Source organism: Streptomyces sp. NPDC001889 (assembly GCF_053594535.1).
The window spans coordinates 1-23,082 of record NZ_JBSFER010000029.1; the positions used below are offsets into that span (position 1 = coordinate 1).

16 protein-coding genes and 1 pseudogene are annotated in these 23,082 nt (G+C 73.5%); 8 read left to right on the plus strand and 9 right to left on the minus strand.

The genetic code is table 11. The features are described 5' to 3' along the window. Positions 1 to 314, plus strand: a pseudogene (locus ACWCRA_RS29590) (hypothetical protein); the annotation flags it as partial. 104 nt (positions 315 to 418) lie between these two features. Here ACWCRA_RS29590 and ACWCRA_RS29595 read toward each other — a convergent pair. The 3 genes from ACWCRA_RS29595 to ACWCRA_RS29605 all read right to left on the minus strand — a co-directional run bounded on the left by ACWCRA_RS29595 (position 419) and on the right by ACWCRA_RS29605 (position 6,128). Further along, on the minus strand, positions 419 to 2,650 hold the full coding sequence (locus ACWCRA_RS29595; protein WP_451069057.1) for a bifunctional serine/threonine-protein kinase/ABC transporter substrate-binding protein: 2,232 nt from the start codon (positions 2,648 to 2,650) through the stop codon (positions 419 to 421). Between the two features lie 140 nt (positions 2,651 to 2,790). Beyond that, a complete protein-coding gene (locus ACWCRA_RS29600) occupies positions 2,791 to 5,259 on the minus strand; it encodes a protein kinase domain-containing protein (RefSeq protein WP_451069058.1) in 2,469 nt (822 codons plus the stop codon). Positions 5,260 to 5,426: 167 nt separating this feature from the next. After that, positions 5,427 to 6,128 carry a hypothetical protein gene (locus tag ACWCRA_RS29605; RefSeq protein ID WP_451069059.1) on the minus strand — a complete coding sequence of 234 codons (702 nt, stop codon included), beginning with the start codon at positions 6,126 to 6,128 and terminating at the stop codon, positions 5,427 to 5,429. A gap of 459 nt (positions 6,129 to 6,587) precedes the next feature. On the opposite strand from ACWCRA_RS29605, the gene rarD reads away from it, so the two are divergent. Then, positions 6,588 to 7,619 carry an EamA family transporter RarD gene (gene rarD, locus ACWCRA_RS29610; RefSeq protein WP_451069088.1) on the plus strand — a complete coding sequence of 344 codons (1,032 nt, stop codon included), beginning with the start codon at positions 6,588 to 6,590 and terminating at the stop codon, positions 7,617 to 7,619. A gap of 137 nt (positions 7,620 to 7,756) precedes the next feature. Continuing rightward, complete coding sequence (locus tag ACWCRA_RS29615) at positions 7,757 to 8,557, plus strand: mechanosensitive ion channel family protein (RefSeq protein WP_351547392.1); 801 nt, start codon at positions 7,757 to 7,759, stop codon at positions 8,555 to 8,557. 187 nt (positions 8,558 to 8,744) lie between these two features. Here ACWCRA_RS29615 and ACWCRA_RS29620 read toward each other — a convergent pair whose 3' ends face one another. Next, the gene (locus tag ACWCRA_RS29620) at positions 8,745 to 10,103 is read right to left on the minus strand and encodes an MFS transporter (protein ID WP_351547389.1); all 1,359 of its coding nucleotides are present in this window, start codon (positions 10,101 to 10,103) and stop codon (positions 8,745 to 8,747) included. A 268-nt stretch (positions 10,104 to 10,371) separates the two neighbouring features. On the opposite strand from ACWCRA_RS29620, the gene ACWCRA_RS29625 reads away from it, so the two are divergent. The 3 genes from ACWCRA_RS29625 to ACWCRA_RS29635 all read left to right on the plus strand — a co-directional run bounded on the left by ACWCRA_RS29625 (position 10,372) and on the right by ACWCRA_RS29635 (position 13,019). Then, positions 10,372 to 10,815 (plus strand): winged helix-turn-helix transcriptional regulator, encoded by a 444-nt coding sequence (locus tag ACWCRA_RS29625; protein ID WP_451069060.1) that lies wholly within the window; start codon positions 10,372 to 10,374, stop codon positions 10,813 to 10,815. Between the two features lie 47 nt (positions 10,816 to 10,862). Continuing rightward, positions 10,863 to 11,312, plus strand: a complete 450-nt coding sequence (locus ACWCRA_RS29630; RefSeq protein ID WP_351547385.1) for a VOC family protein — start codon at positions 10,863 to 10,865, stop codon at positions 11,310 to 11,312. A gap of 369 nt (positions 11,313 to 11,681) precedes the next feature. Continuing rightward, entirely contained in the window at positions 11,682 to 13,019 is a 1,338-nt protein-coding gene (locus tag ACWCRA_RS29635) for a M28 family metallopeptidase (protein ID WP_451069061.1), read from the plus strand. Positions 13,020 to 13,205: 186 nt separating this feature from the next. Here ACWCRA_RS29635 and ACWCRA_RS29640 read toward each other — a convergent pair whose 3' ends face one another. The 5 genes from ACWCRA_RS29640 to ACWCRA_RS29660 form a co-directional block, all read right to left on the minus strand. Then, on the minus strand, positions 13,206 to 14,195 hold the full coding sequence (locus ACWCRA_RS29640; RefSeq protein WP_451069062.1) for an ABC transporter permease: 990 nt from the start codon (positions 14,193 to 14,195) through the stop codon (positions 13,206 to 13,208). Further along, entirely contained in the window at positions 14,182 to 15,123 is a 942-nt protein-coding gene (locus tag ACWCRA_RS29645; protein ID WP_351547376.1) for an ABC transporter ATP-binding protein, read from the minus strand. The genes ACWCRA_RS29640 and ACWCRA_RS29645 overlap by 14 nt, the downstream gene beginning before the upstream one ends. Positions 15,124 to 15,274: 151 nt before the next feature. Next, positions 15,275 to 16,603: a LolA family protein gene (locus ACWCRA_RS29650; protein WP_451069063.1), complete on the minus strand. Its 1,329-nt coding sequence runs from the start codon at positions 16,601 to 16,603 to the stop codon at positions 15,275 to 15,277. Between the two features lie 493 nt (positions 16,604 to 17,096). Then, a complete protein-coding gene (locus ACWCRA_RS29655) occupies positions 17,097 to 18,092 on the minus strand; it encodes a CHRD domain-containing protein (protein WP_351547370.1) in 996 nt (331 codons plus the stop codon). A 399-nt stretch (positions 18,093 to 18,491) separates the two neighbouring features. Next, positions 18,492 to 19,502: a polyprenyl synthetase family protein gene (locus ACWCRA_RS29660; RefSeq protein WP_351547369.1), complete on the minus strand. Its 1,011-nt coding sequence runs from the start codon at positions 19,500 to 19,502 to the stop codon at positions 18,492 to 18,494. 241 nt (positions 19,503 to 19,743) lie between these two features. Here ACWCRA_RS29660 and ACWCRA_RS29665 point away from each other — a divergent pair, with 241 nt between their 5' ends. Both ACWCRA_RS29665 and fahA read left to right on the plus strand, forming a co-directional pair. Next, positions 19,744 to 21,741: a CocE/NonD family hydrolase gene (locus tag ACWCRA_RS29665; protein ID WP_451069064.1), complete on the plus strand. Its 1,998-nt coding sequence runs from the start codon at positions 19,744 to 19,746 to the stop codon at positions 21,739 to 21,741. Positions 21,742 to 21,832: 91 nt separating this feature from the next. Further along, on the plus strand, positions 21,833 to 23,059 hold the full coding sequence (gene fahA / locus ACWCRA_RS29670; protein WP_451069065.1) for a fumarylacetoacetase: 1,227 nt from the start codon (positions 21,833 to 21,835) through the stop codon (positions 23,057 to 23,059). The last annotated feature ends 23 nt before the right edge of the window (positions 23,060 to 23,082 follow it).

Genomic DNA, 23,082 nt, shown 5'->3' on the forward strand with positions numbered 1-23,082 from the left:
CCGACAACAACCAAGGCGTCATCCGCAACCCCACCACCGGCGACCTCGAAACCACCCACATCACCCCCGACAACGAACACCACATCCTCACCCACAACGCCCACCACCCCTCCCCCACCACCGCCTTCGCCCTCTCCCGCCTCGCCGACCCCGACACCCTCCACCACACCCCCATCGGCGTCCTCCGCTCCGTCCAACGCCCCGTCTACGACACCCTCATGAACACCCAACTCGACACCGCCATCGAACAGAACGGCAAGGGAGACCTCGCCGGGCTCCTCGCCGGGAACGACACCTGGACCGTCGCGGGGTAATCACGTCGCCACGTCGCCACGTCGTACGGAGACGCCGGCAGGCAGGCAGACAGACAGACAGGCAGACAGGGGGACGGCCGCGCCGACGACGGACGTCCCCTTCCTCAGGTCTTCGCGGTGACCGATCGGTACGGGCCCAGGAACCTGGCCCGGCCGCCCTCCACCCGGTGCAGGAAGAGTCCTCCCCCGCTCTCGTCGAGCAGTTCGGTCGTGTCACGGAAGGCGAGGGTTTTGGCGACGCCCCGGTGGGTCATCTCGCGCAGCCGCCCCATCAGCGCGGCTCGCCGAACCCGGTCGGCGCCCAGTTCCCGTATCGCCTCGGCGAGATAGAGCACCGCGTCGTAGGACTCGGCCGCGTGCCGGCCCGGCTGCTCCGAGCGCCAGCGCTTCCGGTACGCCGCGAGGAATGGCCCGGCGCCCGGCACCCTGCCGGGGTCGATGTACGAGGTGCCGAAGACCCAGCCGTCGGCCGTCTCCCCGGCGGCGCCGAGGAACTCCGGCTCCAGTACGGATTCCAGGGCGGCGCGCAGCCCCCGGTACCCCCGCTCGCTCAGGGCCCGGGAGAGCAGAGCCGCCCGGGACGGGGAGTTCCCCGCGTAGATCACTCCATCGGGGCGGCCGGTCAGTGCCGCGCGGGCGAGGGCGGCGAAGTCCTCGCTGTCGGCCTCGATGGCGTGGACGCCGATCTCGCCGATGCCGGGGACCTCCCTCAGCAGCCGGACGACATTCCATGAGGAGGCGCCGCCCGCCCGGTCGTCCACCACCGCGACCCGCCGGGTCCTGCGGGTGCCGAAGTACCAACTCACTGGTGTGACCAGCAGTTTGTCGTCGGGCCGCAGTTCGATGTACGCACGGCGGTCGTCCGGTGCGAGGGCGGCGGCGCCGACGCCGGAGACCATGGCCACCGGGAGCCTCCGGCTCAGATAGCTGAGTGCCACGGGCCGGGTGATCCGCCGGGTGGTCAGATCGAGGACCGCCAGGACCGTGCTGTCGGCGGCCCAGGTCCTGGCCAGCGGCAGGGCCCTTGCGGGGGACCCGCCGTCGTCGACGACCTTCAGGATCAGGTCGAAGGGGCGGTCGGGGCGGGCGTTGAAGGTCTCGGCGGCGAGCCGGGCGGCCCGCTCCCGGGTCCGCCCGTCGGCCTTGTGGGGGCCGGTCAGATCGGCCTGGACCCCGATGGTGCGGCGGGGCAGGGGGCCTTCGCCCGCGGTGCCGGCCGGGGCCGGGTCCTCGGCCCCGGCGAACCAGGCCGCGACCCCGCCCGCGGCGAGCGCCGATGCCGCCGCCGTGCCCAGCGCGAGAAGACGGCGGCGCGAGGGCTTCCTTCCGGCGCCGCCGGCCGCCGGGGAGACCACCACCGTCGGCTCGGGCACGGGCAGGCCGAGAGCGCGGGCCGAGCGCTCCGCGATCAGGGCGGGCAGACCGTCCGGGAGCCAGTCGGCACCGCCACCGCCACCGCCACCGCCACCGGCGGGCGGGGCAGCGGCGGGCGGGGCGGTGGACAGGGCAGCGGCGCCCGATCCGGCGGGCGGGGCGGTGAGCGCCGCGCCGGCCTCCCGCGCGGTCGGGCGGGCCGCCGGGTCCTTGGCGAGACAGCTCCTGATCAGGGGCAGCAGAGCGGGCGGTACGCCCTCCAGGTCCGGCTCCTCGTGGACGGTGCGGAAGACGATCGCGGCCACCGTCCCCGTACCGAAGGGGCGGCGGCCGGAGGCCGCGTGGGCGAGGACACAGCCGAGCGAGAAGACATCGCTCGCGGGGCCCACCTCCCCGGCCCCGGCGGCCCTCGCCTGCTCGGGCGAGAGATAGCCGGGTGACCCGATCATGACGTCGGTCGCGGTCAGCGCCGTGGCCCCGGAGGAGCGGGCGATACCGAAGTCGATCAGACGCGGGCCGTCCAGGGCGAGCAGCACATTGCCGGGTTTGACGTCCCGGTGGATCAGCCCCTCCGCGTGCGCGCCGGCCAGGGCGTCGGCGAGCCGGGCACCCAGGGCGCGGACGGTCCGCTCGGGCAGGGGGCCCTGGGCGGCGACGGCCTCCTGGAGCGAGGGCCCGGGGACGAACTCGGTCGCGAGCCAGGGCTCATGGGCCTCGGGGTCGGCGCCCGTCACCCGCACCACCCAGGGGCCGGTGACCCGCTGGGCGATCAGGGCCTCGCGCCGGAACCTGGCCCGGAAGCCGGGGTCGGACGCGTGCTCCGCGCGGATCACCTTGAGGGCGCAGAGAGTGCCCCGGCCGGAGCGGGCGAGATAGACCACTCCCATGCCGCCCGCGCCGAGGCGGCCGATGAGGCGGAACCCGGCGATCGAGGACGGGTCGCCGGTCTTCAGCGGGCGCATCCCGCGCTCCCTCCGCCCGGCCGCCTGCCCCGGCCCGCCCGCACGGCCGCTCCCCGGCGGTGCGCGGGCGCCTTCCGGGGACGCGCGGAGGGCCTCCGGGCGGGTGCGGGGGTGCGGTGGGGCCGGTACGAGGTCATGGGTCAGGTCTTCCGGACGCGGCCGGGGTCCTTGGTGGGCGCGTCCGCGAGATAGCGGAAGCGGCCGTCCTCGACCACATACAGACAGGTGCCGAACCCGTCGAGATCGCCCTTCTCCGGCGTGAACCGGTATCCCCCCATGACGCCCGTGTACCGCGCTCCGCGCACGGCGGCGGCGAGCTTCTCGCGCTCGGGCCGCTCGCCGCCGCGCGCCGCCGCCGCCAGCTCCCGGAGCATCAGACCGACCGCGTCGAACGACTCCCCGGCGTAGAAGCCCGGGGCCCTGCCGTATCTCCTGCGGTAGGCGGCGACAAAGGTCCTCGCCTCGGGCTTGCGGGCCGGATCGGCGACCGGGGCGCCGATCACCCAGCCCTCGGCGGCGTCCCCCGCCAGCTTCAGGAACTCCTGGCTCAGCACCTGCTGTCCGGCGAGCAGGGGGCCGTCGTACCGGGCGGCCCTGAGGGCGCGGGCCGCCTTGGCCGCGCTCCGGGCACCACCACCGTGGAGATAGGCGTCGATGCCCGCCTCCACCATTTCCCCGATGACGGTGTCGTACGAGCCGACCGAGGCGGGGACCACCCGGGGGTGGGTGCGGTGGCCGTACCGGCTCTGGAGCATGTGGTTGGCCATCGCCGTGTACTGCCAGCCGTAACTGTCGTCGGTGCGGTCCTGGAGCAGCCCGGGGCGGGCGACCGGGGTCCCGCGCTCGGCGTAGAACGCCTGGAGGGCGTAGGCCAGCTGGGTCGCGGTCACCGTGTGCGCGGGGCAGGCGCGCGAGAAGGTGCGGCTGTCCTCCTTGGTCAGCGTGCCGAGGCCCGCGGAGACCGTCATCAGCGGGAGCACCGCTTCCTCGTAGACGGGGAGGACGGCCTCGGTGGTGTAGTCGCCGGTCGAGCCGAGGACGGCGGCGACCTCGCGGTCGTCGGCCAGCCGGCGGGCCGCGGTGAGGGCCCTCGCCCGGTCGCCGGCGTCGTCCTCGGCACGCAGGCCGACGGAGAAGGGGCGGTCCGCGCGGGCGTTGAAGGCGTCGACCGCGAGCCGGGCCCCGCGCTCCTGCTCGATGCCCGTCTCCTTCCGGGGGCCGGAGAGGTCCGCCTGTACGCCGATCACCCAGCGCCTGCTCGCCGGTGGGCCGCCCGGGGCGGTCCGGTCGTCGCGCGGCCCCGCCCGGAGCACGGCCCCGCCGCCCAGCGCGAGCACGGCGGCGGCGCCCGCGGCGATGAGGAGTCTCCGGCGCCCCGGGGAGCGCGGCGGCCCGGGCTCCCCGGCACCGGTGGGCTCGATGCCGGGCAGCGCCAGCATCCGCGCCGAGCGCTCGGCGATGGTCCGTACGACCTCGGGGGGCAGCCAGTCGGCCCCGGCGCGCGGCGCGTCCTCGGCGAGCCGGCCGGTGATCTCGACGGCCGTCGGGCGCTGCCGGGGGTCCTTGGCGAGGCAGTCGGCGAGCAGCCGGGCCAGCCCGGGTTCGATGCCCCGGAGATCGGGGTCGTCGTGGACCGTGCGGTAGAGCAGGGCGTCGACGGCGCCCCGGCCGAAGGGGAGCCGGCCGGTGAGCGCGTGGGCCAGCAGACAGGCCAGGGCGAAGACATCGCTCGGCGGGCCGATGTCGGCGCCGCGCGCCTCGGCCTGCTCGGGGGCGAGGAATCCGGGGGTGCCGACGACCATGTCGGTGGCAGTGAGGGCGGTTTCGTCGGCGGTGCGCGCGATACCGAAGTCGATCAGGCGCGGGCCGTCGACGGCGAGCAGCACATTGCCGGGTTTGACGTCCCGGTGGATCAGGCCCGCGTCGTGGACGGCGGCGAGCGCGCGGGCGAGGGCGACGCCCAGGACGCGCACGCTGCGGGGCGGGAGCGGGCCGTGCGCGGCGATCGTCTCGGCGAGTGAGGGGCCGGGGACGAACACGGTGGCGAGCCAGGGCTCGGGAGCGTCGGGGTCGGCCGCGGTGACCGGCACCGCCCAGGGGCTGGAGACCCGCCGTGCCGCCGCGACCTCCCGGCGGAACCGGGCCCGGAAGTCCGGGTCCTCGGCCTGGCCGGAGAGGGTGACCTTGACGGCCGCCAGTTCGCCGGCGTCCGTACGGCCGAGGTAGACGACGCCCATACCGCCGGCGCCGAGCCGTCCGAGGAGGCGGTAACCGGCGATCGCGGACGGGTCATGGGTACGCAGCGGTTCCAGCGCCCCCGGCGCCCGGGGGTCACCGGGTGGAGCCGGCGGCCGAGCCGGGGGCGGGATGGCCTCCGGCCCGGCTCCGGAGCCCTCGGGGCCGGCGGCGGACGGCGGCCCGGCTCCGGCTTCCGGCGCGCCCGGGGCCACGGGGGAGGGGGGCGCGCCGTGCCCCGCGCCGCTCCCGGGGTCGGTGGGGGCGCTCGTGTCCACCGGGGAGCGGTCACCGGGGCCGCCCGCGCCCACGCCGCTCGGGTGCGCGTCCGCGCCGCTCGGAGGCGTGTCCGCGTCGTTCGGAGGCGTGTCCATGTCGCTCGGAGGCACGGCGGCGTCGGAGGGGGCTGGAGGGTCGGACGGCGCCGTGGCCCCGGGCACGGCCGGGGTGGCCGGAGGGTCGGACGGCGCCGGGGCAGCCGGGACACGGGGGTCCGCCGGGGGGTGGCGGGACGGGTCGCGCGGGGGCTCGGGGGCGGGGCTCATGCCGCGGCCTCCAGCCGGCCTTCGAGGCGGTGCATCATGCCGGTGAGCGCTTCCGCCCGGGCGGTGTTGATCTCGTCGTCCGTGTGGCCCTCGGCCCCCTTGGTGACCGCGGCGACGGTGACCTGGCCGAGCCGCGACTGGAACCAGCCGTACTCGTACGGCTGGTCGCCGGACTCCTCGCTCACATAGCGGCCGATCTCGCCTATCGAGTCCTCCGCGGTGAAGTTCCCGCCGGTACCGAACGCGGAGCCGATGGACATCAGGCCCCGCACCCGTTCGCCGTCGCGGAGTTTCTGGTCCGGGCAGCGCAGGGCCTCCTCCAGCGTCTCGGCCATCTCCCACTCCGCCCGCCGCACATCGCGGTGGACGGTGACGGTGGCGGCGACCCGCAGCGGGCCCCGGCCGGGACCGGCCGGCAGTTCGCTGTGGGCCGTGAGGCTGTAGAGGACGCCGGAGGGGAGGGCACCACCCCGCCAGACGCACTTCGCGTCCAGCACCGGCCAGTAACCCGGCGGGCTCAGCGCCGGGGTGCGCGCGACGAATCCGGCGCCCCAGAGATCGGGCCCCGCGACCACCGCGCGGGCCAGCTCGCCCGCCGCCGCGGCCGTCCTGGGCGCGCGGGCCGGGTCGGGGTCGAACCCCGGGCCGGTCGGCGCCGGGCTCGCCTCCGGCTCCGGCGCTCCCGATCCCTTCCCCACCGGGCTCCCGGACGCGCCGGCCGGGGCGCTCCGCTCCCCCGGCCCACCGGGCCCGCCGGGCTCCCCCGGTCCTCCCGGGCCGGAACAGCCCGTCCACAGCAGCCCGCCCGCGAGCACTCCGCAGACAGCACGCACCACTCTTCCGCAGGCCATGGTCCCCCACCACACATTCGCCCAGTGTTCCGTCCGATCGTACGACCCACCACCGACAACCGGACCCGGCCGCCCGCCAGTTGATCCACTCGGCTCCTCGCCGGCCCCGCCGCGCGTTCCCGGGCCGTCTCTCGGGCCACCCCCGTCCCGTCATGACCGTATGCCGATACATCCATGACAGCCCGCCCCCGGGGCGCGTACCGTCGACGGGATGGTGTGCGTGACGTGCACAGGGCAGGAGGGCCAGTGAAGCCGAGCGACGGCGAACAGCGGACGGGGTTGCTGCACGGCATCGCCGCGTACGGAATGTGGGGGCTGGTCCCCCTCTTCTGGCCGCTGCTGGAGCCGTCGGGCGCGCTGGAGATCCTCGCCCACCGCATGGCCTGGTCACTGGTGGTCGTGGCCCTCGCGCTGCTGGTCCTGAAGCGGTGGGGATGGGTACGGGAGCTGCTGGGCGACCACCGCAAGCTCGGGCTGCTCACCGTGGCCGCGCTGGTCATCACCGTCAACTGGGGTCTGTACATCTGGACCGTGAACGAGGGCCGGGTCGTCGAGGCATCGCTCGGCTACTTCATCAATCCGCTGGTCACCATCGCCATAGGTGTGCTGGTGCTCAAGGAGCGGCTCCGGCCCGCGCAGTGGGTGGCCGTGGGCACGGGCTTCGCCGCCGTGGTGGTGCTGACCGTCGCCTACGGGCAGCCGCCGTGGATCTCGCTGACGCTGGCCTTCTCGTTCGCCGCCTACGGGCTGGCGAAGAAGAAGGCCAACATCGGGGGGCTGGAGTCGCTGGCGGCGGAGACCGCGGTGCTCTTTCTGCCCGCGGTGGGCTTTCTGCTGTGGCTGGCGGCCCGGGGAGAGGCGAGCTTCGGGGCCCACGGCCTCGGGCACGTGGCGCTGCTCGCCGCGACCGGGCTGGTGACGGCCGTCCCGCTGGTCTGCTTCGGCGCGGCGGCGATCCGGGTGCCCCTGTCCACGCTGGGGCTGCTCCAGTATCTGGCTCCGACGTTCCAGTTCCTGCTGGGAGTGCTGTACTTCAAGGAGTCGATGCCCGCCGAGCGGTGGGCCGGATTCGCGCTGGTGTGGCTGGCGCTGACCTGTCTGACCTGGGACGCGCTCCGGGCGGGGCGCAGGTCGAGGGCGGAGGCCCAGCGGCTGGCGGGGCTGGCGGTCCTGGCCGCCGCGCGCGCGGGGGCGGCGGACGACGACGGGCACGAAGGCCGCGGAGACAGCGGAGACCGCGGAGACCGCGAAGGCGGCGGCACAGCGGGGGCGGCGGCGGTCGCACCGGCCGCGCACACCCCGCGTACCAGCGGGTCGGCCGCCGGTCCCGGGGGCTGACACCCCCCGACCGCGAAATATCACTCCACCGGCCCATCAACGGGTCCGGCCGCAGGCCCGGTACGGCCACCGGGTGCTACCACCGAAGTCCGGGTACCGGTCAGCGGGGCCCGCCCAGCGGACGGAGTGAGAGCGTCATGTCACAGCCCCTCGCCCTCTCTGTGGACTTCGGTCAGGGCTTCACCGACGCGTGGTCCGCGGTCGCGCGGTTCATCCCGAGGTTCATCGCCTTTCTCGTCATCCTGATCATCGGCTGGCTCATCGCCGGGCTGATAGCCCGGGTCGTGGACAAGCTGCTGCGCAAGGTCGGTTTCGAGAGGCTGGCGGAGCGCAGCGGGACGGCCCACGCCCTGCGGAACTCGACGTACGACGCGACCGGAATCCTCAGCAAGGTCATCTACTACGGCCTGCTGCTGATCGTCCTCCAGCTGGCCTTCAGCGCCTTCGGCCCCAACCCCATCAGCTCCATGATCAACTCGGCGGTGGCCTGGCTGCCGAAGGCGATCGTGGCGCTGGTGATCGTGGTGGTGGCGATGGCCATCGCCCGCGCGGTGCGGGACATCGTGCGGGGGGCGCTGGGCGGGGTCTCGTACGGCAGGGTGCTGGCCACCTCGGTCTGGGCGTTCATCGTCGCGCTCGGTGTGATCGCGGCGCTGGGGCAGGCGGGTATCGCGACGGCGGTCACCGGTCCGCTGCTCACGGCGGTGCTCGGCACGGTCGCGGGGGTGCTGATCGTGGGGGTTGGCGGGGGGCTGATCGGGCCGATGCGGTCGCGGTGGGAGCGGTGGTTGGCGCGGGCGGAGGAGGAGAGTTCGGGGGCGCGGGAGAATATTGACGCGTACCGGCGCGGGCGGGCCGACGGGCGGGCGGGCCGGCCCGCCACCGGCCGCCCGAACCCACCGCCCGAGGGCGGCCCGGAACACATCGACCCGATGTGAAGCCTCGCCCCGGAGGGGCCTCGCACAGTGCGGGGTCCTCCGCCCCGGGGTCCGTCCTCAATCGCCGGACGGGCTTGGAATGCCCGGGTCACCTGTCGTGCAGGGGCCGTGCCCAAGTGCCGGGCGGGCCTGGAATGCCCAGGTCACCTGCCACACAGGGGCCGTGCCCAAGTGCCGGGCGGGCAGGTCATCTGTGAGCGTGGGGGTGGCGGCGGGCGCTGGGGAAGGCCAGGGCCACACCCGCGAGAGCCATCACCACCGGCACCACCAACCCCGCCCGAAACGCCCCCATCCCCTCCCCCACCAGCCCGTACACCGCCGTCACCGACGAAACCCCCACCGCCGCCCCGAACTGCGTCGCCGTGTGCAGCAACCCACCCGCCAGCCCCTGCTCCCCCTCCGCGACACCGTCCGTCGCGGCGATCGTCAGCGGGCCGTAGGCGAGCGCGAACGCCACCCCCACCAGGGCGAGCGTCGGCACCATCGCCGCGTACGTCCAGTCCGGGCCGACCGGGAGGAAGAGCAGATATCCGACGGCCGCCATCACAAAGCCGCCGAGGATGACCCGGCCGTAGCCGAACCGGTTCACCAGAAGCGGTGTCACCGTGGGCGCGAGCAGCACATCCACGCCCATCAGCAGCAGGGCGAGCGAGGTCTCCATCGAACTCCAGCCGCGCAGCTCCTGGAGATAGAGCGTCACCATGAACTGGAAGCCCATGAAGGCCCCCAGGAACAGCAGCGCCCCGAGGTCGGCGCGGACCATCTGGGCCCGGCGCAGGATGCCCAGCCTGACCAGGGGCGCCGGGGAGCGGCGTTCGATCGCGGTGAAGAGCCCCACCAGGAACAGCCCGCCCATGACGGCGGCGACGGTGAGGACCCAGCCGTGCAGACCGTGTTCGAGACGGAGGATGCCGTAGGCCAGCAGCAGCATCGCCCCGGCGGCGGCGCCCGCGCCCGCGAGGTCGAAGCTCCCCTTGTACGCGGGGGGCTTCGCCGCCGGGATCAGCCGCAGCGCGGCCAGCAGGAGCACTCCGCCCAGCAGCACGGGCGCGAAGAAGACCCAGCGCCAGCCCAGCTGGGTGAGCAGCCCGCCGATGACCAGACCGAGCGAGAACCCACCGGCGCCGGTCCCCGCGAAGATCAGCAGGGCTCTGTTGCGCTGCGGCCCCTCCCGGTAGGAGGTGGTGATGATCGACATCGAGGCGGGCGTCATGAACGCGGAGGCCACACCGGTGACGAAGCGGGAGACGATCAGCATCCACCCCTCGGTGGCCAGCCCGCCGAGAGCGGAGAAGACCAGGAAGACCACGAGCCAGCCCAGGAACATCCGGCGGCGGCCGAGCAGATCGGCCGCCCGGCCGCCGAGCAGGGTGAAGCCCGCGTAGCCGAGGACATAGCCGCTGACCACCCAGGCCGCCGTGCCGGTCGACAGCCCCAGATCGGCCCTGATCGTGGGCACGGCCACGGCGAGCATCGCGATGTCGATGCCCTCCAGGAAGATCGCACCGCAGAGGACGAGCAGCAGGGCCCAGGCCCGCCCGGACATGGCCGGGGACGGAGACGGAGCAGGGGAAGGGGAAGGGGAAGGGGAAGGGGAAGAGCCGGGAGGAGGAGGCGAGGAGGACAGGGCAGAGGACATCAGTGGACAGCTCCGCGAATGGCAACGGACAACGGACACCGGGCAGGGGAGGTCGAGGCGGGAGGGAAGGAGCGGCAGCGGAAGAAAGGGGGAGAGGAACGGCCGGGATCGGTTACCTCACAGGGGGCCGGTTCCCTCTTGTAACCAGCTCGATCCTCCGGCAGCATGGCGCTCCATGGAAGAAGGCACTTCAAAGTCACCGAGGCACTGCGCGGTGACCGACTTCGACGACACCGGCGATCCCGACCCCTTCCAGTGGGACACCCGCGGGGACTGCGAGGTCCGCCAGATCCTGGACCGGGTCGGCGACAAGTGGTCGCTGCTGGTCATCGCGCTGCTCGACAGCCGGGTCCTGCGCTTCACCGAGCTGCGCCGGGAGATCGACGGGATCAGCCAGCGGATGCTGACCGTGACCCTGCGCCAACTGGAGCGGGACGGACTGGTCAGCCGTACGGTCCACCCGGTCGTACCACCGCGCGTCGAGTACGCGCTGACCGCGCTCGGCTGCACCCTGCACACCACGATCCGCTCCCTGGTCACCTGGACCGAGGAGCACCAGAACGAGATCGCGGCGGCCCGGGAGGGCTACGACCGGAGGATGGCCGGGACCGAGAGGTGACCCCGCCGGGCGCGCGGCCCGCCCGCACAGCGCCTACAACTGGTCGCATGGCACTGCACTGGAAACTCAGCATCGACGCCGCCGACCCCGCCGCCCAGGCCGACTTCTGGGCCGAGGCACTCGGCTACGAGGTCGAGGACCCCCATACCCTCATCGAACTGCTCCGACAACAAGGGCAGTTGCCGGAGGGTTCGACCCTCCGGCACCACGACCGGGAGGCGTGGCGGGAATGCGCCGCCGTCCGTCATCCGGACGACCCCTTCGACAAGGTGAGCGGCATCGGCGAGGGCCGCCGGCTGCTGTTCCAGCGGGTACCGGAGGCCAGAACGGTCGAGAACCGCGTCCGCCTCGATCTGCACCCCGGTCCGGAGCTGCGGGAAGCCGAGGTCACCCGACTGGAGGCACTGGGCGCGACCGTCATCGGCCGGCAGCAGCGGCCTATGGGCACATGGGTGGTAATGATCGACCCTGAGCGCAATGAGTTCCGCGTGGCCTGAGGGCGGACCCGGCCGGGCCGGGCGGCGGACACCGCGACGGACGCGGACCCCGCGGGCCGGGCGGGGACACGGCAGAGGGACTCCCCGAGGTCCTCAGACGTCCCACGGGCCCATATTCGTCCGATATTCGAACACAACTGACCGGTTTCCGCCCTTGACGGTATGACGAACTCTCGCTGAACTCTCAGGACGCATCACCGCGCCACTCAGTGCACCGCCCGCACCCCCCTCCCCCGCGCCCCGGGGCACTCAGTGCCGCCGGGACCGCTCAAGTGCTCAGCGCCACCGCTCCAGCGCCCTGGACCGCACCGCTCCGGGGCGTCTCGCACGTTCCGTCCTGTCCCCGTACGGAATCCGGAGCCCGCCCCCATGAAGCTCTTCGCCACCAGACGCACGGTCGCAGCGGCCGTCATATCCCTGGCCGGGCTGCTCGCCACCGCGACTCCCCCGGCCTCCGCGGCACCCGCGGCACCCTCGTCCCCCACCGCCGCCGGCGCCTCGGCGCTCGCCGCCCCCGACATACCGCTCGCCAATGTGAAGGCCCACCTCACCCAGTTCCAGTCGATCGCCACCGCCAACGGCGGCAACCGCGCCCACGGCCGTCCCGGTTACAAGGCGTCCATCGACTATGTGAAGGCCAAGCTGGACGCGGCCGGTTTCACCACCACCCTCCAGACCTTCACCTCCGGCGGCGCCACCGGCTACAACCTGATCGCCGACTGGCCGGGCGGCGACGCCAACCAGATCCTGATGGCCGGGGCGCATCTCGACTCCGTCACCTCGGGCGCCGGCATCAACGACAACGCCACGGGCTCCGCCGGGGTGCTGGAGACCGCGCTCGCCGTCTCCCGCGCCCAGCTCCAGCCGACGAAGCATCTGCGGTTCGCCTGGTGGGGCGCCGAGGAGCTGGGGCTGGTCGGGTCACGGCACTATGTCAACAACCTCCCCGCCGCCGAACGGGCCAAGCTCACCGGCTATCTCAACTTCGACATGATCGGGTCCCCGAACCCCGGCTACTTCGTCTACGACGACAACGTCGCCATCGAGACCGTCTTCAAGAACTACTTCTCCGGCCTCGGCGTCGCCACCGAGATCGAGACCGAGGGCGACGGCCGTTCCGACCACGCCCCCTTCAAGAACGTGGGCATCGCCGTCGGCGGCCTCTTCACCGGGGCCAGCCGCGCGAAGACGGCCGCGCAGGTCCAGAAGTGGGGCGGCACCGCCGGGCAGGCCTTCGACCGCTGCTACCACTCCTCCTGCGACAACACCTCCAACGTCAACGACACCGCGCTGGACCGCAACAGCGACGCCATCGCCCACGCGATCTGGACGCTGGGCACCGGCGCCTCCAACCCGCCCGGCGATGTCTACGAGAACCTCGCCGATGTGGCGATCCCCGACAACGGCGCGGCCGTGACCTCCACGGTGACCGTCTCCGGCCGGACCGGGAACGCCCCCGCCGCCCTGGCGGTCGGAGTGGACATCAAGCACACCTGGCGCGGTGATGTGGTGGTCGACCTGGTGGCCCCGGACGGGACGGCGTACCGGCTGAAGAACTCCAGCAGCAACGACTCGGCCGACCATGTCATCGAGACCTACACCGTCAACGCCTCCAGTGAGCCGGCGAACGGAGCCTGGAAGCTGCGCGTCCAGGATGTGGCCGCACAGGACACCGGCACGATCGACAGCTGGAAGCTGACCTTCTGACCTTCTGACCTGCGCCGGCCCGGGTCCTGGCTCCGCCACCGGCCCTGGCACCGGCACCGGCCTCTGATACCGGTCTCTGATCAGCACCGCCGCCACCCCCCACCGGCCGCATGCGTGTGCGTCCCCGCACACGCATGCGGCCGTGTATGTCCGCCGGGGCCCGCGTTCGGCGGCGCCCGTGCCGCCCTACGAGGTGATGTCCTTCATGGTGAAGCGCGCCCAGGCCGCCGCCCCGAACACCCCCGCGTACAGGGCCTGGAGTCCGAGGTTCCTCCGCACCTCGTCCCAGTGGAACGGCTCCCGCAGCAGATCCGAGAACGACATCCAGTAGTGCGGGAAGAGATACGGGTGGATCGCGTCCAGCTGGGGGATGGTGCCCAGGATCTGCACGGTGATCAGCAGTCCGACCGTGGTGGCCATGGCCGCGATACCGCTGCCCGTGAGGGTGGAGACAAAGAGCCCGAGCGCCGCGAACCCCGCCAGCGAGGCGGCGACGACGACGGCGACCAGCGCGGCCCGCAGCAGCCCCGATCCGAAGGAGATCGTGGTGCCGGAGATGGTGGTGACATCCCCCAGCGGGAAGAGCAGCGCGCCCACCGCCAGGGCGGAGACCGCGACCACCAGGGTCGCTGTCAGACAGAAGGCGAGGGCGGTGGCGTACTTGGCCAGCAGCAGCCGGGTCCGGCCGGCCGGGGCGACCAGCAGATAGCGGAGCGTACCGGCGTTGGCCTCGCCCGCGATGGAGTCGCCGGCGACGACCCCGACCGCCATCGGGAGGAAGACGGGCAGGGTCACGGCCAGCGCGGCGAAGACCAGGAAGAGCCCGTTGTTGGTGATCTGGGTGATGAAGGCCGGGCCCTCGCCCCCGCCGCCGGACCCGGCCGAGCCGTCCCCGCCGGTCTCGATCCGCACCGCGACACCGATCAGCACGGGGACGGCGGCCAGCACTCCCAGCAGGGCGAGCGTCCGCCAGCGGCGCAGGGTGGTGAGCAGCTCGGAGCGGAAGAGCCCGAACGTCCACGACCAGTGCGCCTCCCGCACCGCCCCGGAACTCCCGGCCACTCCGGCCGCCCCGGAACCGGCCGGCCCGGCCACCCCGGAGCCCCCGGAGCCGGACGCCTGGGAACCGGCCACCCCCGCCACCCCCGCCATCTCGTCGGTCTCAGCCCGCGACATCGAATCCCTCCCCCGTGAGCGCGACGAACGCGTCCTCCAGCGAGGCCCGCTCGACGCCGAACCCCCGTACCCGTATCCCGTCCTTCACCAGCGCGGCGGTGAGATCGGACAGCTCCGTGTCCACCGCCGGCGGGTCCGCCGTCACCCGGACGCCGTCCTCGACGGCCACTCCGGTGACTCCCCGCTCCCTGAGCAGCCGGGCCGTGTCCTCGGTGTCCGGGGTGAGCACGGTGAGCCGGCCGCGCGCCCCCGCCGCGAGGTCGGCGACGGGGCCCTGGGTGAGCAGCCGGCCCCGGGCCATCACCGCCACATGGGTGCAGACATGCTCGACCTCGTCGAGCAGATGGGAGGAGAGGAAGACGGTGGTGCCGTCCGCCGCCAGCTCGCGCACCAGGGCGCGGATCTCCCGCATACCCTGGGGATCGAGCCCGTTGGTGGGCTCGTCCAGGACGAGGAGACTGCGCGGCTGGAGCAGTGCGGCGGCGAGCCCGAGGCGCTGTTTCATTCCCAGGGAGTACGCCCGGGCCTTCTTGCCCGCCGCGGTGGTCAGGCCCACCCGGTCCAGGGCGGCGCCGACCCGGGCGGTCCGGGTGCGCGGATCGGCGGTCGGGTCGGCGGAGTCGAACCGTGTCAGATTCGACCGGCCGCTGAGATGTCCGTACAGCGCGGGTCCCTCGATCAGCGCTCCCACCCTGGGCAGGACGGAACGCTCCGCGCCGGGCACGGCGCCGCCGAGAACCCTGGCGGTGCCGGCGGTCGGTTCGATGAGGCCCATCAGCATGCGGATGGTGGTGGTCTTGCCCGAGCCGTTGGGCCCGAGGAAGCCGAAGACGCTTCCCTCGGGCACGGTGAGGTCGAGCCCGTCGACGGCGAGCTGGCCGCCCCGGTAGCGCTTGGTGAGGCCGCGCGTCTCGATCACCGCTGTCATGTCCGGCTCCCCCGATTCGACGCGTGCCGCTGGCGCACGCGTGCCGTGTTCTGTGGTGGCCCGTGGGGCCGTGCCGACGGACCCGGCCGCCCCACCGTACGAACGTACGGCGGAGCGGCCGGGTTCCGTTCCTCTGGCGTCGCCGCGCGGGCTACTTGTCCGCGTTGGCGGCCTTCACCAGCGCGTCCTGGGTGACGGCACCCGCATAGACCTTGCCGTCGTCCGTCATCAGGGCGTTGACCAGCCGGGTCTTGAAGATCGTCCCGGTGCCGAAGTCGCCGCTGACCTGGTCGCCCAGGGAGTCCAGGAAGTTCTTGGCCTCCGCGGGCACGTCGCCGTCCGCTCCCTTGGCCGCGCCGGACGCCGCGCCGCCCGGGGCCTCGAACACGGCGATGGAGGTCCAGTCCTCGCCGATGACGTTCAGCCCGCCGCCCGGGAGGCCACCCGGGCCGCCCGCGTGCTTCTCCAGCTTGCCGAGGTCCTTCTCCAGATCCTTCCCGAGCTCCTTCTCCAGCTCCTTGAGCCGCTGCTCACCCGGTCCGGCGGGCCCGTCCTTCCCGGCCCTGCCCTCCTGGCCGGCCTCGGTCACCTTCGTCCCCTTCGGCGGGGTGAAGTCGAAGGTGGAGCCGGCGGGCCGGGAGAAGTCGACCTTGGTGAAGCGCACATCGACCGCGGCCTTGCCGCCGCTCGCGGGGTTGACCGAGAACTTCAGCGGCGTTCCCGTGCTCGCGTCCACGGCGATCTTGATCGAGCCGATCGTCGAGCCGCTCTGCTGGGGCCTGACTGCCAGCTGGTAGGCGTCGCGGCCGGCGACCTGCGCGGTGCCGTCGACGGTCACGGAGGTGGAGGAGCCGGCGGCGGCCTTCAGGACCTGGTCCGCCAGCTCCTTGGGCGTGACCGACAGGTCCTTTCCGTCCGCCTTCCCGCGCTCGTGGGCCCGGGCGCGGTCCTTCTTCGCGTGGTACGCCTCGTTGCTGGCGCTGTCGTACGCCCACACCTCGGCGCCGTCGCGGATGATGCTGTACTCGGCGTTGTCCTCCAGGATCGAGAGCTTCTGCCGGTCGGGGCCGTCGACCGCGACACGCAGCGTGTGCGACCCGGTGGCCAGCCGCATCAGCTTCTCCTCGGGGGCGGCGGCGGAGGTCTCGCCGCCCTCCTCCGCACCGCCCTTCGGGGTGAAGTTGTCGCCGAGGCCGCCGAGATCGCCGAGCCCGTCCAGCGGGAGACCGAGATCCGTGGTGATCCTGACGGTGCCGGAGAGCTGTTCGGTGTCCGAGGCGGCGATCTTCTCGACCAGCTCCTGTGCGCTGATCTCCGGCAGGTCCGGGTCACCGGACGCGGCCAGCGCCGGGACGAGCCCGATGGTCGCCGCCGCCACGCCGGCCACGGCGACCGGGACGAAGTAGCGCGCGGCCTTGCGGCGGACCGGTCCCCGGTCCCGGTCCTCTTCGGTGGTCAGTGCGCTGTCGTTCGGTGCCATGGTGTGGCCTACCTCCGTGGTCGGTCAGAAGCGGTGACGCCGTGCGGTGCAGAAGCAGTTGGCCCCCCGGGCTGCTGTTGCCCGGAGGCGCTGATATCAATCTGACCAAATCACCGGGGCGGGGGCGTCAGCCCCCGGGAGCAACTTGGCGTACTGCTCTGGGATGAGGAAACGACACGGCGCCTCCCCCTTCCAGTAGGGGGAGGCGCCGCGCCCGCGCAAGGGTGCCGTGTCGGGTTTCGGCCAGGGCCTCCCGGCCCGCTCCGGGCCTCACCCGGGACTCACCCGGGCCCGCCCTGCCGCGCCCCCGCGCCCGGCTCGGCCCTGCCGCGCCCCCGCCCGGCTCGGCGCCCCCGCCCGGCTCAGCGCTGCCCGGCTCGGCGCTGCCCGGCTCGGCGCTGCCCGCTCCGCCCGCTCCACCGCCTCAGTTCACTTCCGACCGTCCTGGATCACTTCAGATCGCCTCGGATCACTTCCGGCCGCCGCTCCCGGGCTACTTCTGAATGAAGACATAGTCCGCGCCGTAGGAGACCCCCTTGAGGGCGCCCTTGGCGCAGCTTCCCGTGGGCGCCACGCCGCCCACGGTGTTCAGCCGCAGGATCTCCTGGCTCCCGGCGAGCAGCCCCTTCTTCTTGCCGGACTGGGTGGCCTTGAGGTCCAGCTCGGCGATGTTGGCGGTGCCGTTGGCGACCTTGCTGATCAGCTTCCCGGTGACGGCGCTGCGGTCGGGGGCGATCCACTGCGGGGTGCCGGAGCCCGGGGCGGTGAAGGAGTGGGCGATCCTCCCGCCCAGCACCGCGCTGACATCGTGCTGCTGGAACGAGAGCTTGCCGTCCGCGCCCTTCCTGCACTGGTAGATCTGCTTGCCCTTGACCACGGACGCCTGGAAGTTGTCGAGCGCCCTGGCGAACGGGAAGGACCCGGTCACCTTGTGGAACTGGCCCCGCACCGCGCCGCCCGGGAACTGGGCGGTGTGCAGATTGGCGTAGAAGCCGTTCGGGTCGGCCGTGAAGGCCCGGAGGACGGCCTTGTCCGTGATCCTGACCGTGCCGGTGACCGCACCGGTCCAGCCGTCGAGCCGGCTGCTGCCCTTGGCGAGCAGACCGGTGAAGTCGATCTTGACTCCGCCGTTGGTCCCGCGCGCGCCCTGGTGGATGTGGAGCGCGGTCGGCTTGTCGGTGCCACGGAACTTCACGGCGACCGAGACCTTGTCCCCCTGCACCTTCACGAACTGGAGCGCCAGGCCGTCGCGGTCGTTGACGGCGGGGCCGCCCTGCACCGGCACCTCGTTGGCACCGTTCAGGCTGGCCGCGAAGAGCGAGACGGCGGGGGCCTTGGCGCCGGCCTTCGCCGAGACACCGATGGCGCCCGTGGCGCCCGTGCCGCCGCCCGGGCCGCCGGCGGCGAAGGCGGGCAGTACGGCGAGCCCCATACCGACGGCCGCCACAACAGCGGTGGAACCGATAAGGATGGTCTTGGTGTGCTTCATCAGGAAAACTCCCCGTACAGGTGCCAACGCCCTGTGCGTCGGCTTCCGTACGTGAATACGGATGCGGTCCGAGGACCGGCCCAATCCTGGGAAGTGACCTGCGCCACACCACCTGGGCACCACGTGGCCAGAGTTTTCGCAGGTCAGCGGCGCCCGATCGGATACGGGCCGCTGGACACGATTCAGCGCGCGGCTCAGCCCACGCGTCAGCCACAGCTCCGGCGCACGCCCCGGCCGGCCCCAGCCGCGCCCCGCCAGGGCCCGGCCCCGGCTCAGCCCCGGCCCGGCCCCGGTTCGGTCCCGGCTCAGCCCCGGCCCGGTCCCGGCTCAGCCCCGGCCCCGGTTCGGTCCCGGCTCAGCCCCGGCCCGGTCCCGGCTCAGCCCCGGCCCGGTCCCGGCTCAGCCCGCGCGGTGCACCACCGCGTCGCACAGCTCCTCCAGAGCCGCCTTCGCGTAGCACTCGGGCAGCGGGGCGAGCATCGCCCGCGCCTCCTGCGCGTACCGCACGGTGTCCCGGCGGGCCAGCTCCAGCGCCGGGTGCTCGCGCAGCCGGCGCAGCACCTCGGCGAGCCGGTCGTCGTCCGCGAGATCCCCGTCGAGCAGGGCGACCAGCTCCAGGTCCTCCCGGCGGCCGTGGGCCCGGGCCTGCGCCCGCAGATGGAGCACCGGGAGCGTGGGGATGCCCTCGCGCAGATCGGTGCCGGGGGTCTTGCCCGACTCGTGCGAGTCACTGGCGATGTCGAGCACGTCGTCGGCGAGCTGGAAGGCGACGCCGAGCCGCTCCCCGTACTGGGTCAGGATGTCCACGACACCCTCCTCGGCACCGGACATCATCGCGCCGAACCGGCCCGAGACCGCGATCAGCGAGCCCGTCTTGCCGCCGATCACATCGAGGTAGTGGTCCACCGGGTCGCAGCCGTCGCGCGGCCCCGCCGTCTCCAGGATCTGGCCGGTGACCAGCCGCTCGAAGGCCTCGGCCTGGATGCGCACGGCCTCCGGGCCGAGGTCGGCCAGGATGTGGGAGGCGCGGGCGAAGAGGAAGTCACCGGTCAGCACGGCCACGGAGTTGCCCCAGCGGCTGTTGGCGCTGTCCACACCGCGCCGCACCTCCGCCTCGTCCATCACGTCGTCGTGGTAGAGGGTCGCCAGATGGGTCAGCTCCACCACCACGGCCGAGGGCACGATTCCGGGGGAGTACGGATCACCGAACTGGGCGGCGAGCATCACCAGCAGGGGACGGAACCGCTTGCCCCCGGCGCGTACGAGATGCTGCGCGGCCTCCGTGATGAAGGGCACCTCGCTCTTGGTGGCATCGAGCAGGCCCGCCTCCACGGCGGACAGTCCGTTCTGGACATCGGCCTCAAGAGCCTGGTCCCGCACGCTCAGCCCGAACGGCCCGACGACGGTCACGAGGTGGTCTCCTGTCTGCTGATAATCACACGGATTGTCGATGTGTCGGTGGATTCACTCAAGTCAGCGTATCCGGTCGCCTTTCGATCACCATGAGCGCCTTCCCGCCGCCGCCGGTATGTTCGTGATCAGCACATACGACCCGAAGTAGCCCTTTTCGCCAAGATCGGATGTCAGGCCGGAAAACCGGCCGGACGGCGGTCCCGGAGAAGGGGGCGCACCCCGTCATCGAGGCTCAGCCATGCGCCATCGCCTGCGGTTTCCCCATGACATCGGCCAGGAGGACCTCCGTATCCCGGTCCGTGACGGCACCGTGCTGTACGCGCGCGTCTGGCGGCCGACCGGAGAGGAGCCTGTCCCCGCGCTGCTGGAGTATTCGCCGGAAAGGCTGACGGACGCGACCGTCCCTCGCGACCTGCGGCGCCACCCCTGGTACGCCGGTCACGGCTACGCCTCGGTCCGCGTCGACGCCCGGGGCCACGGAAACAGCGGCGGCGTACCGGCGGGCCCGGCCGCCGAGGGCGCGCCCGGCGGGCCGCCGGACCTCCCGGACGCCGTCGATGTCATCGAGTGGCTGGCCGCGCGGCCCTGGTGCACCGGCCGGGTCGGCATGTTCGGGCTCGGCGCCGGCGGCACGCTCGCGCTGCGCGTCGCCGCCCTGGCCCCCGAGCCGCTGCGGGCCGTCGTCACCGTCTGCTCCAGCGACGACCCGTACGACAACGGGGGCTGCGCCCTCGGCGGCGCGCTGCCCGCCGGAGGGCTGCACTCCCGCTCGGCCGCGCTGCTCTCCTCGGTCTGCCGCCCGCCGGACCCCGTCTTCGCCGGACCGTCCTGGCGCGAGCGGTGGCTCACCCGGCTGGAGGCCGTCGAGCCCGCCGCCCACACCTGGCTCGCCCACCAGCTCAGGGACGACTTCTGGGAGCGGCAGACCCCCGCCGCCGGGGCGGTCAGGGCGGCGGTGCTGGCCGTCGGCGGCTGGGGCGACCCGCGCCGGGACACCGTGCTGCGGCTGGTGTCGGGGCTGCCGCCCGACCGGGTGCGCGGAGTGCTCGGCCCCTGGCCGCACGGCTACCCCGACCAAGTGCGGCAGGGAGCCGGGGCCGGCTTCCTGCACGAGACGCTCCGCTGGTGGGACCACCATCTGCGGGGCATCGGCAACGAGGTGATGGCGGAGCCGCTGCTGCGCACCCGCGCCCCCGGGGGCCCCTGGACCGGGGAGGCGCACTGGCCGCCACCGGATGTCACCCCGCTGGTGTACGAGCTCCGGGGCGCGCCCCGCACCGTCGACTCACCGCACTCCACCGGGGCGGACGCGGGCCCCTTCCTCCCTGACCTCCTCCCCGGCGCCGACCAGCGCGCCGACGACGCCCACTGCGCCTGCTTCGAGTTCCCCGTGGCCGATGAGCCGGTCACCGTCCTGGGCCGCCCCCGGCTCGCCCTGCGGCTGCGGCTGGACGTCCCGCACGGGCAGGTGATCGCCCGGCTCTGCGATGTCGCGCCCGACGGCTCGTCGGCGCCGGTCACCCTGGGCGCCCTCGGTCTCTCGGCCCGGCACGGCCCGGAGCGCGTCCACGCCTGGCCGCCGGGGACGACGGAGGAGGTGTCGCTGGAGCTGCTCGCCGCCGATCACACCTTCCGGCCCGGCCACCGCATCCGGCTCGCGGTCTCGTCCGCGTACTGGCCCTGGATCTGGCCGCAGACGGGCTCGGCCGGGTTCGTCCTGGACCCGGAGGGCTCCCGGCTCGAACTCCCCGTGCACGAGCACCCCGCCGGGCGGAGGACCCTCCCGGACCCCTTCCGGGTCGTCGGCCAGGACCCCGGTGCCGCGCGGGAGCAGGAGGGGCCCTGGCCGGTCGGGGTCAGCTCCGCGCCACGGCTGGACGGGGAGCGGCCCGAGCGGCTGCTGATCCGCGATCTCACGGCGGGCACCTGGCGGCTGGAGACCCTGCCGTGCCCCGCCGGCACCCGGACGCACCCGGGCGGTCTGGAGATCACCGAGGACGCGCTGGAGGTCCGTACCGTCCAGGAGCGCGACCCCCACTCCGCGCGGGCGCTCACCACCTGGAGCACCCGGCTGCACCGGCCGGAGCTGTCCTGGGACATCACCGTCGAGACCCGTTCGGAGCTGTCCTGCGACGCGTCGGACTTCCTGCTGCGGGACGAGGCGGTCTGCCGGGACGGCCGGGAGACCGTCTTCCACCGGACCTGGGAGCGGAGAATCCCCCGGCTGGCCGGATGACCGTGGCCCCCGCCGGATGATCGTGGTCTGCCGGGCGGGGGCGTCGCCCACGTACCGTGTCCTCACAACGTGGAAAGCGAGGCAGGCACCGATGTCCGAGCAGAGCCCGCTCGATCTGGCCGAGGGTGATCCCTTCGGTCCGCACAACCTCCCCTACGGCGTCTTCACCACGGCCGGCGAGCCCGAGCGCCCCCGGGTCGGCGTCCGGATCGGCAACCATGTGCTGGACGCCGGCGCGGCGGCGCGCGCCCTCGGCTCCCCCTACGCGGCGCTGCTGGACCGCCCGTCGCTGGACCCGCTGCTGGCGGCCGGGCGCACCGCCTGGCGCGATGTCCGGCGGGCCCTGACCGCCTGGGTGACGGTGCCCGCGCACCGCGCCGTCACAGAGCCGCTGCTGCACCCGCTGGACTCGGTCGCCCTGCGCCTCCCGTACGCGGTCGGCGACTACGTCGACTTCTACGCCAGCGAGCACCACGCCACCAATGTGGGCCGGATCTTCCGCCCGGACGGGGACGCCCTCACCCCGAACTGGAAGCATCTGCCGATCGGTTACCACGGCCGCTCCGGCACGGTCGTGGTCTCCGGCACGGACGTCGTGCGCCCCCGGGGCCAGCGCAGGTCGCCCGCCGACCCCGCCCCGGTCTTCGGCCCCTCCGTCAAGCTCGACATCGAGGCGGAGGTCGGCTTCGTCGTCGGCACCCCCTCCACCCGGGGCCTGCCGGTCGGGCTCGCGGAGTTCCGGGAGCACGTCTTCGGCCTCTCGCTCCTCAACGACTGGTCGGCACGGGACATCCAGGCCTGGGAGTACGTCCCGCTCGGGCCGTTCCTCGGCAAGTCCTTCGCCACCTCCGTCTCCGCGTGGGTGACCCCGCTGGAGGCCCTGGAGGCGGCCAGGACCGATCCGCCCGCGCGCGACGTGGTGCTGCTGCCCTATCTCGACGACACCGCCGAGGAGGAGAAGGGCGGCTTCGACCTGCGGATCACGGTGGCGGTCAACGGCCATGTGATCGCGGAGCCGCCGTTCGCCACGATGTACTGGACCGCCGCCCAGCAACTGGCGCAGATGACCGTGAACGGCGCCTCGCTGCGCACGGGTGATCTGTACGGCTCCGGCACGGTCAGCGGCCCCGAGGTCCACCAGCGCGGCTCGCTCCTCGAACTCACCTGGAACGGCCGTGACCCGCTGAGGCTCCCGGAGGGCGAGCGCACCTTCCTGGAGGATGGCGACGTGGTGACGATAACGGCCTGGGCACCGGGCCCGGACGGGGTACGCGTCGGCCTGGGCGAGGTCACCGGCCGGATCACCCCCTCCCCCTGACCCCCGGTCCGGTACGCGGACGG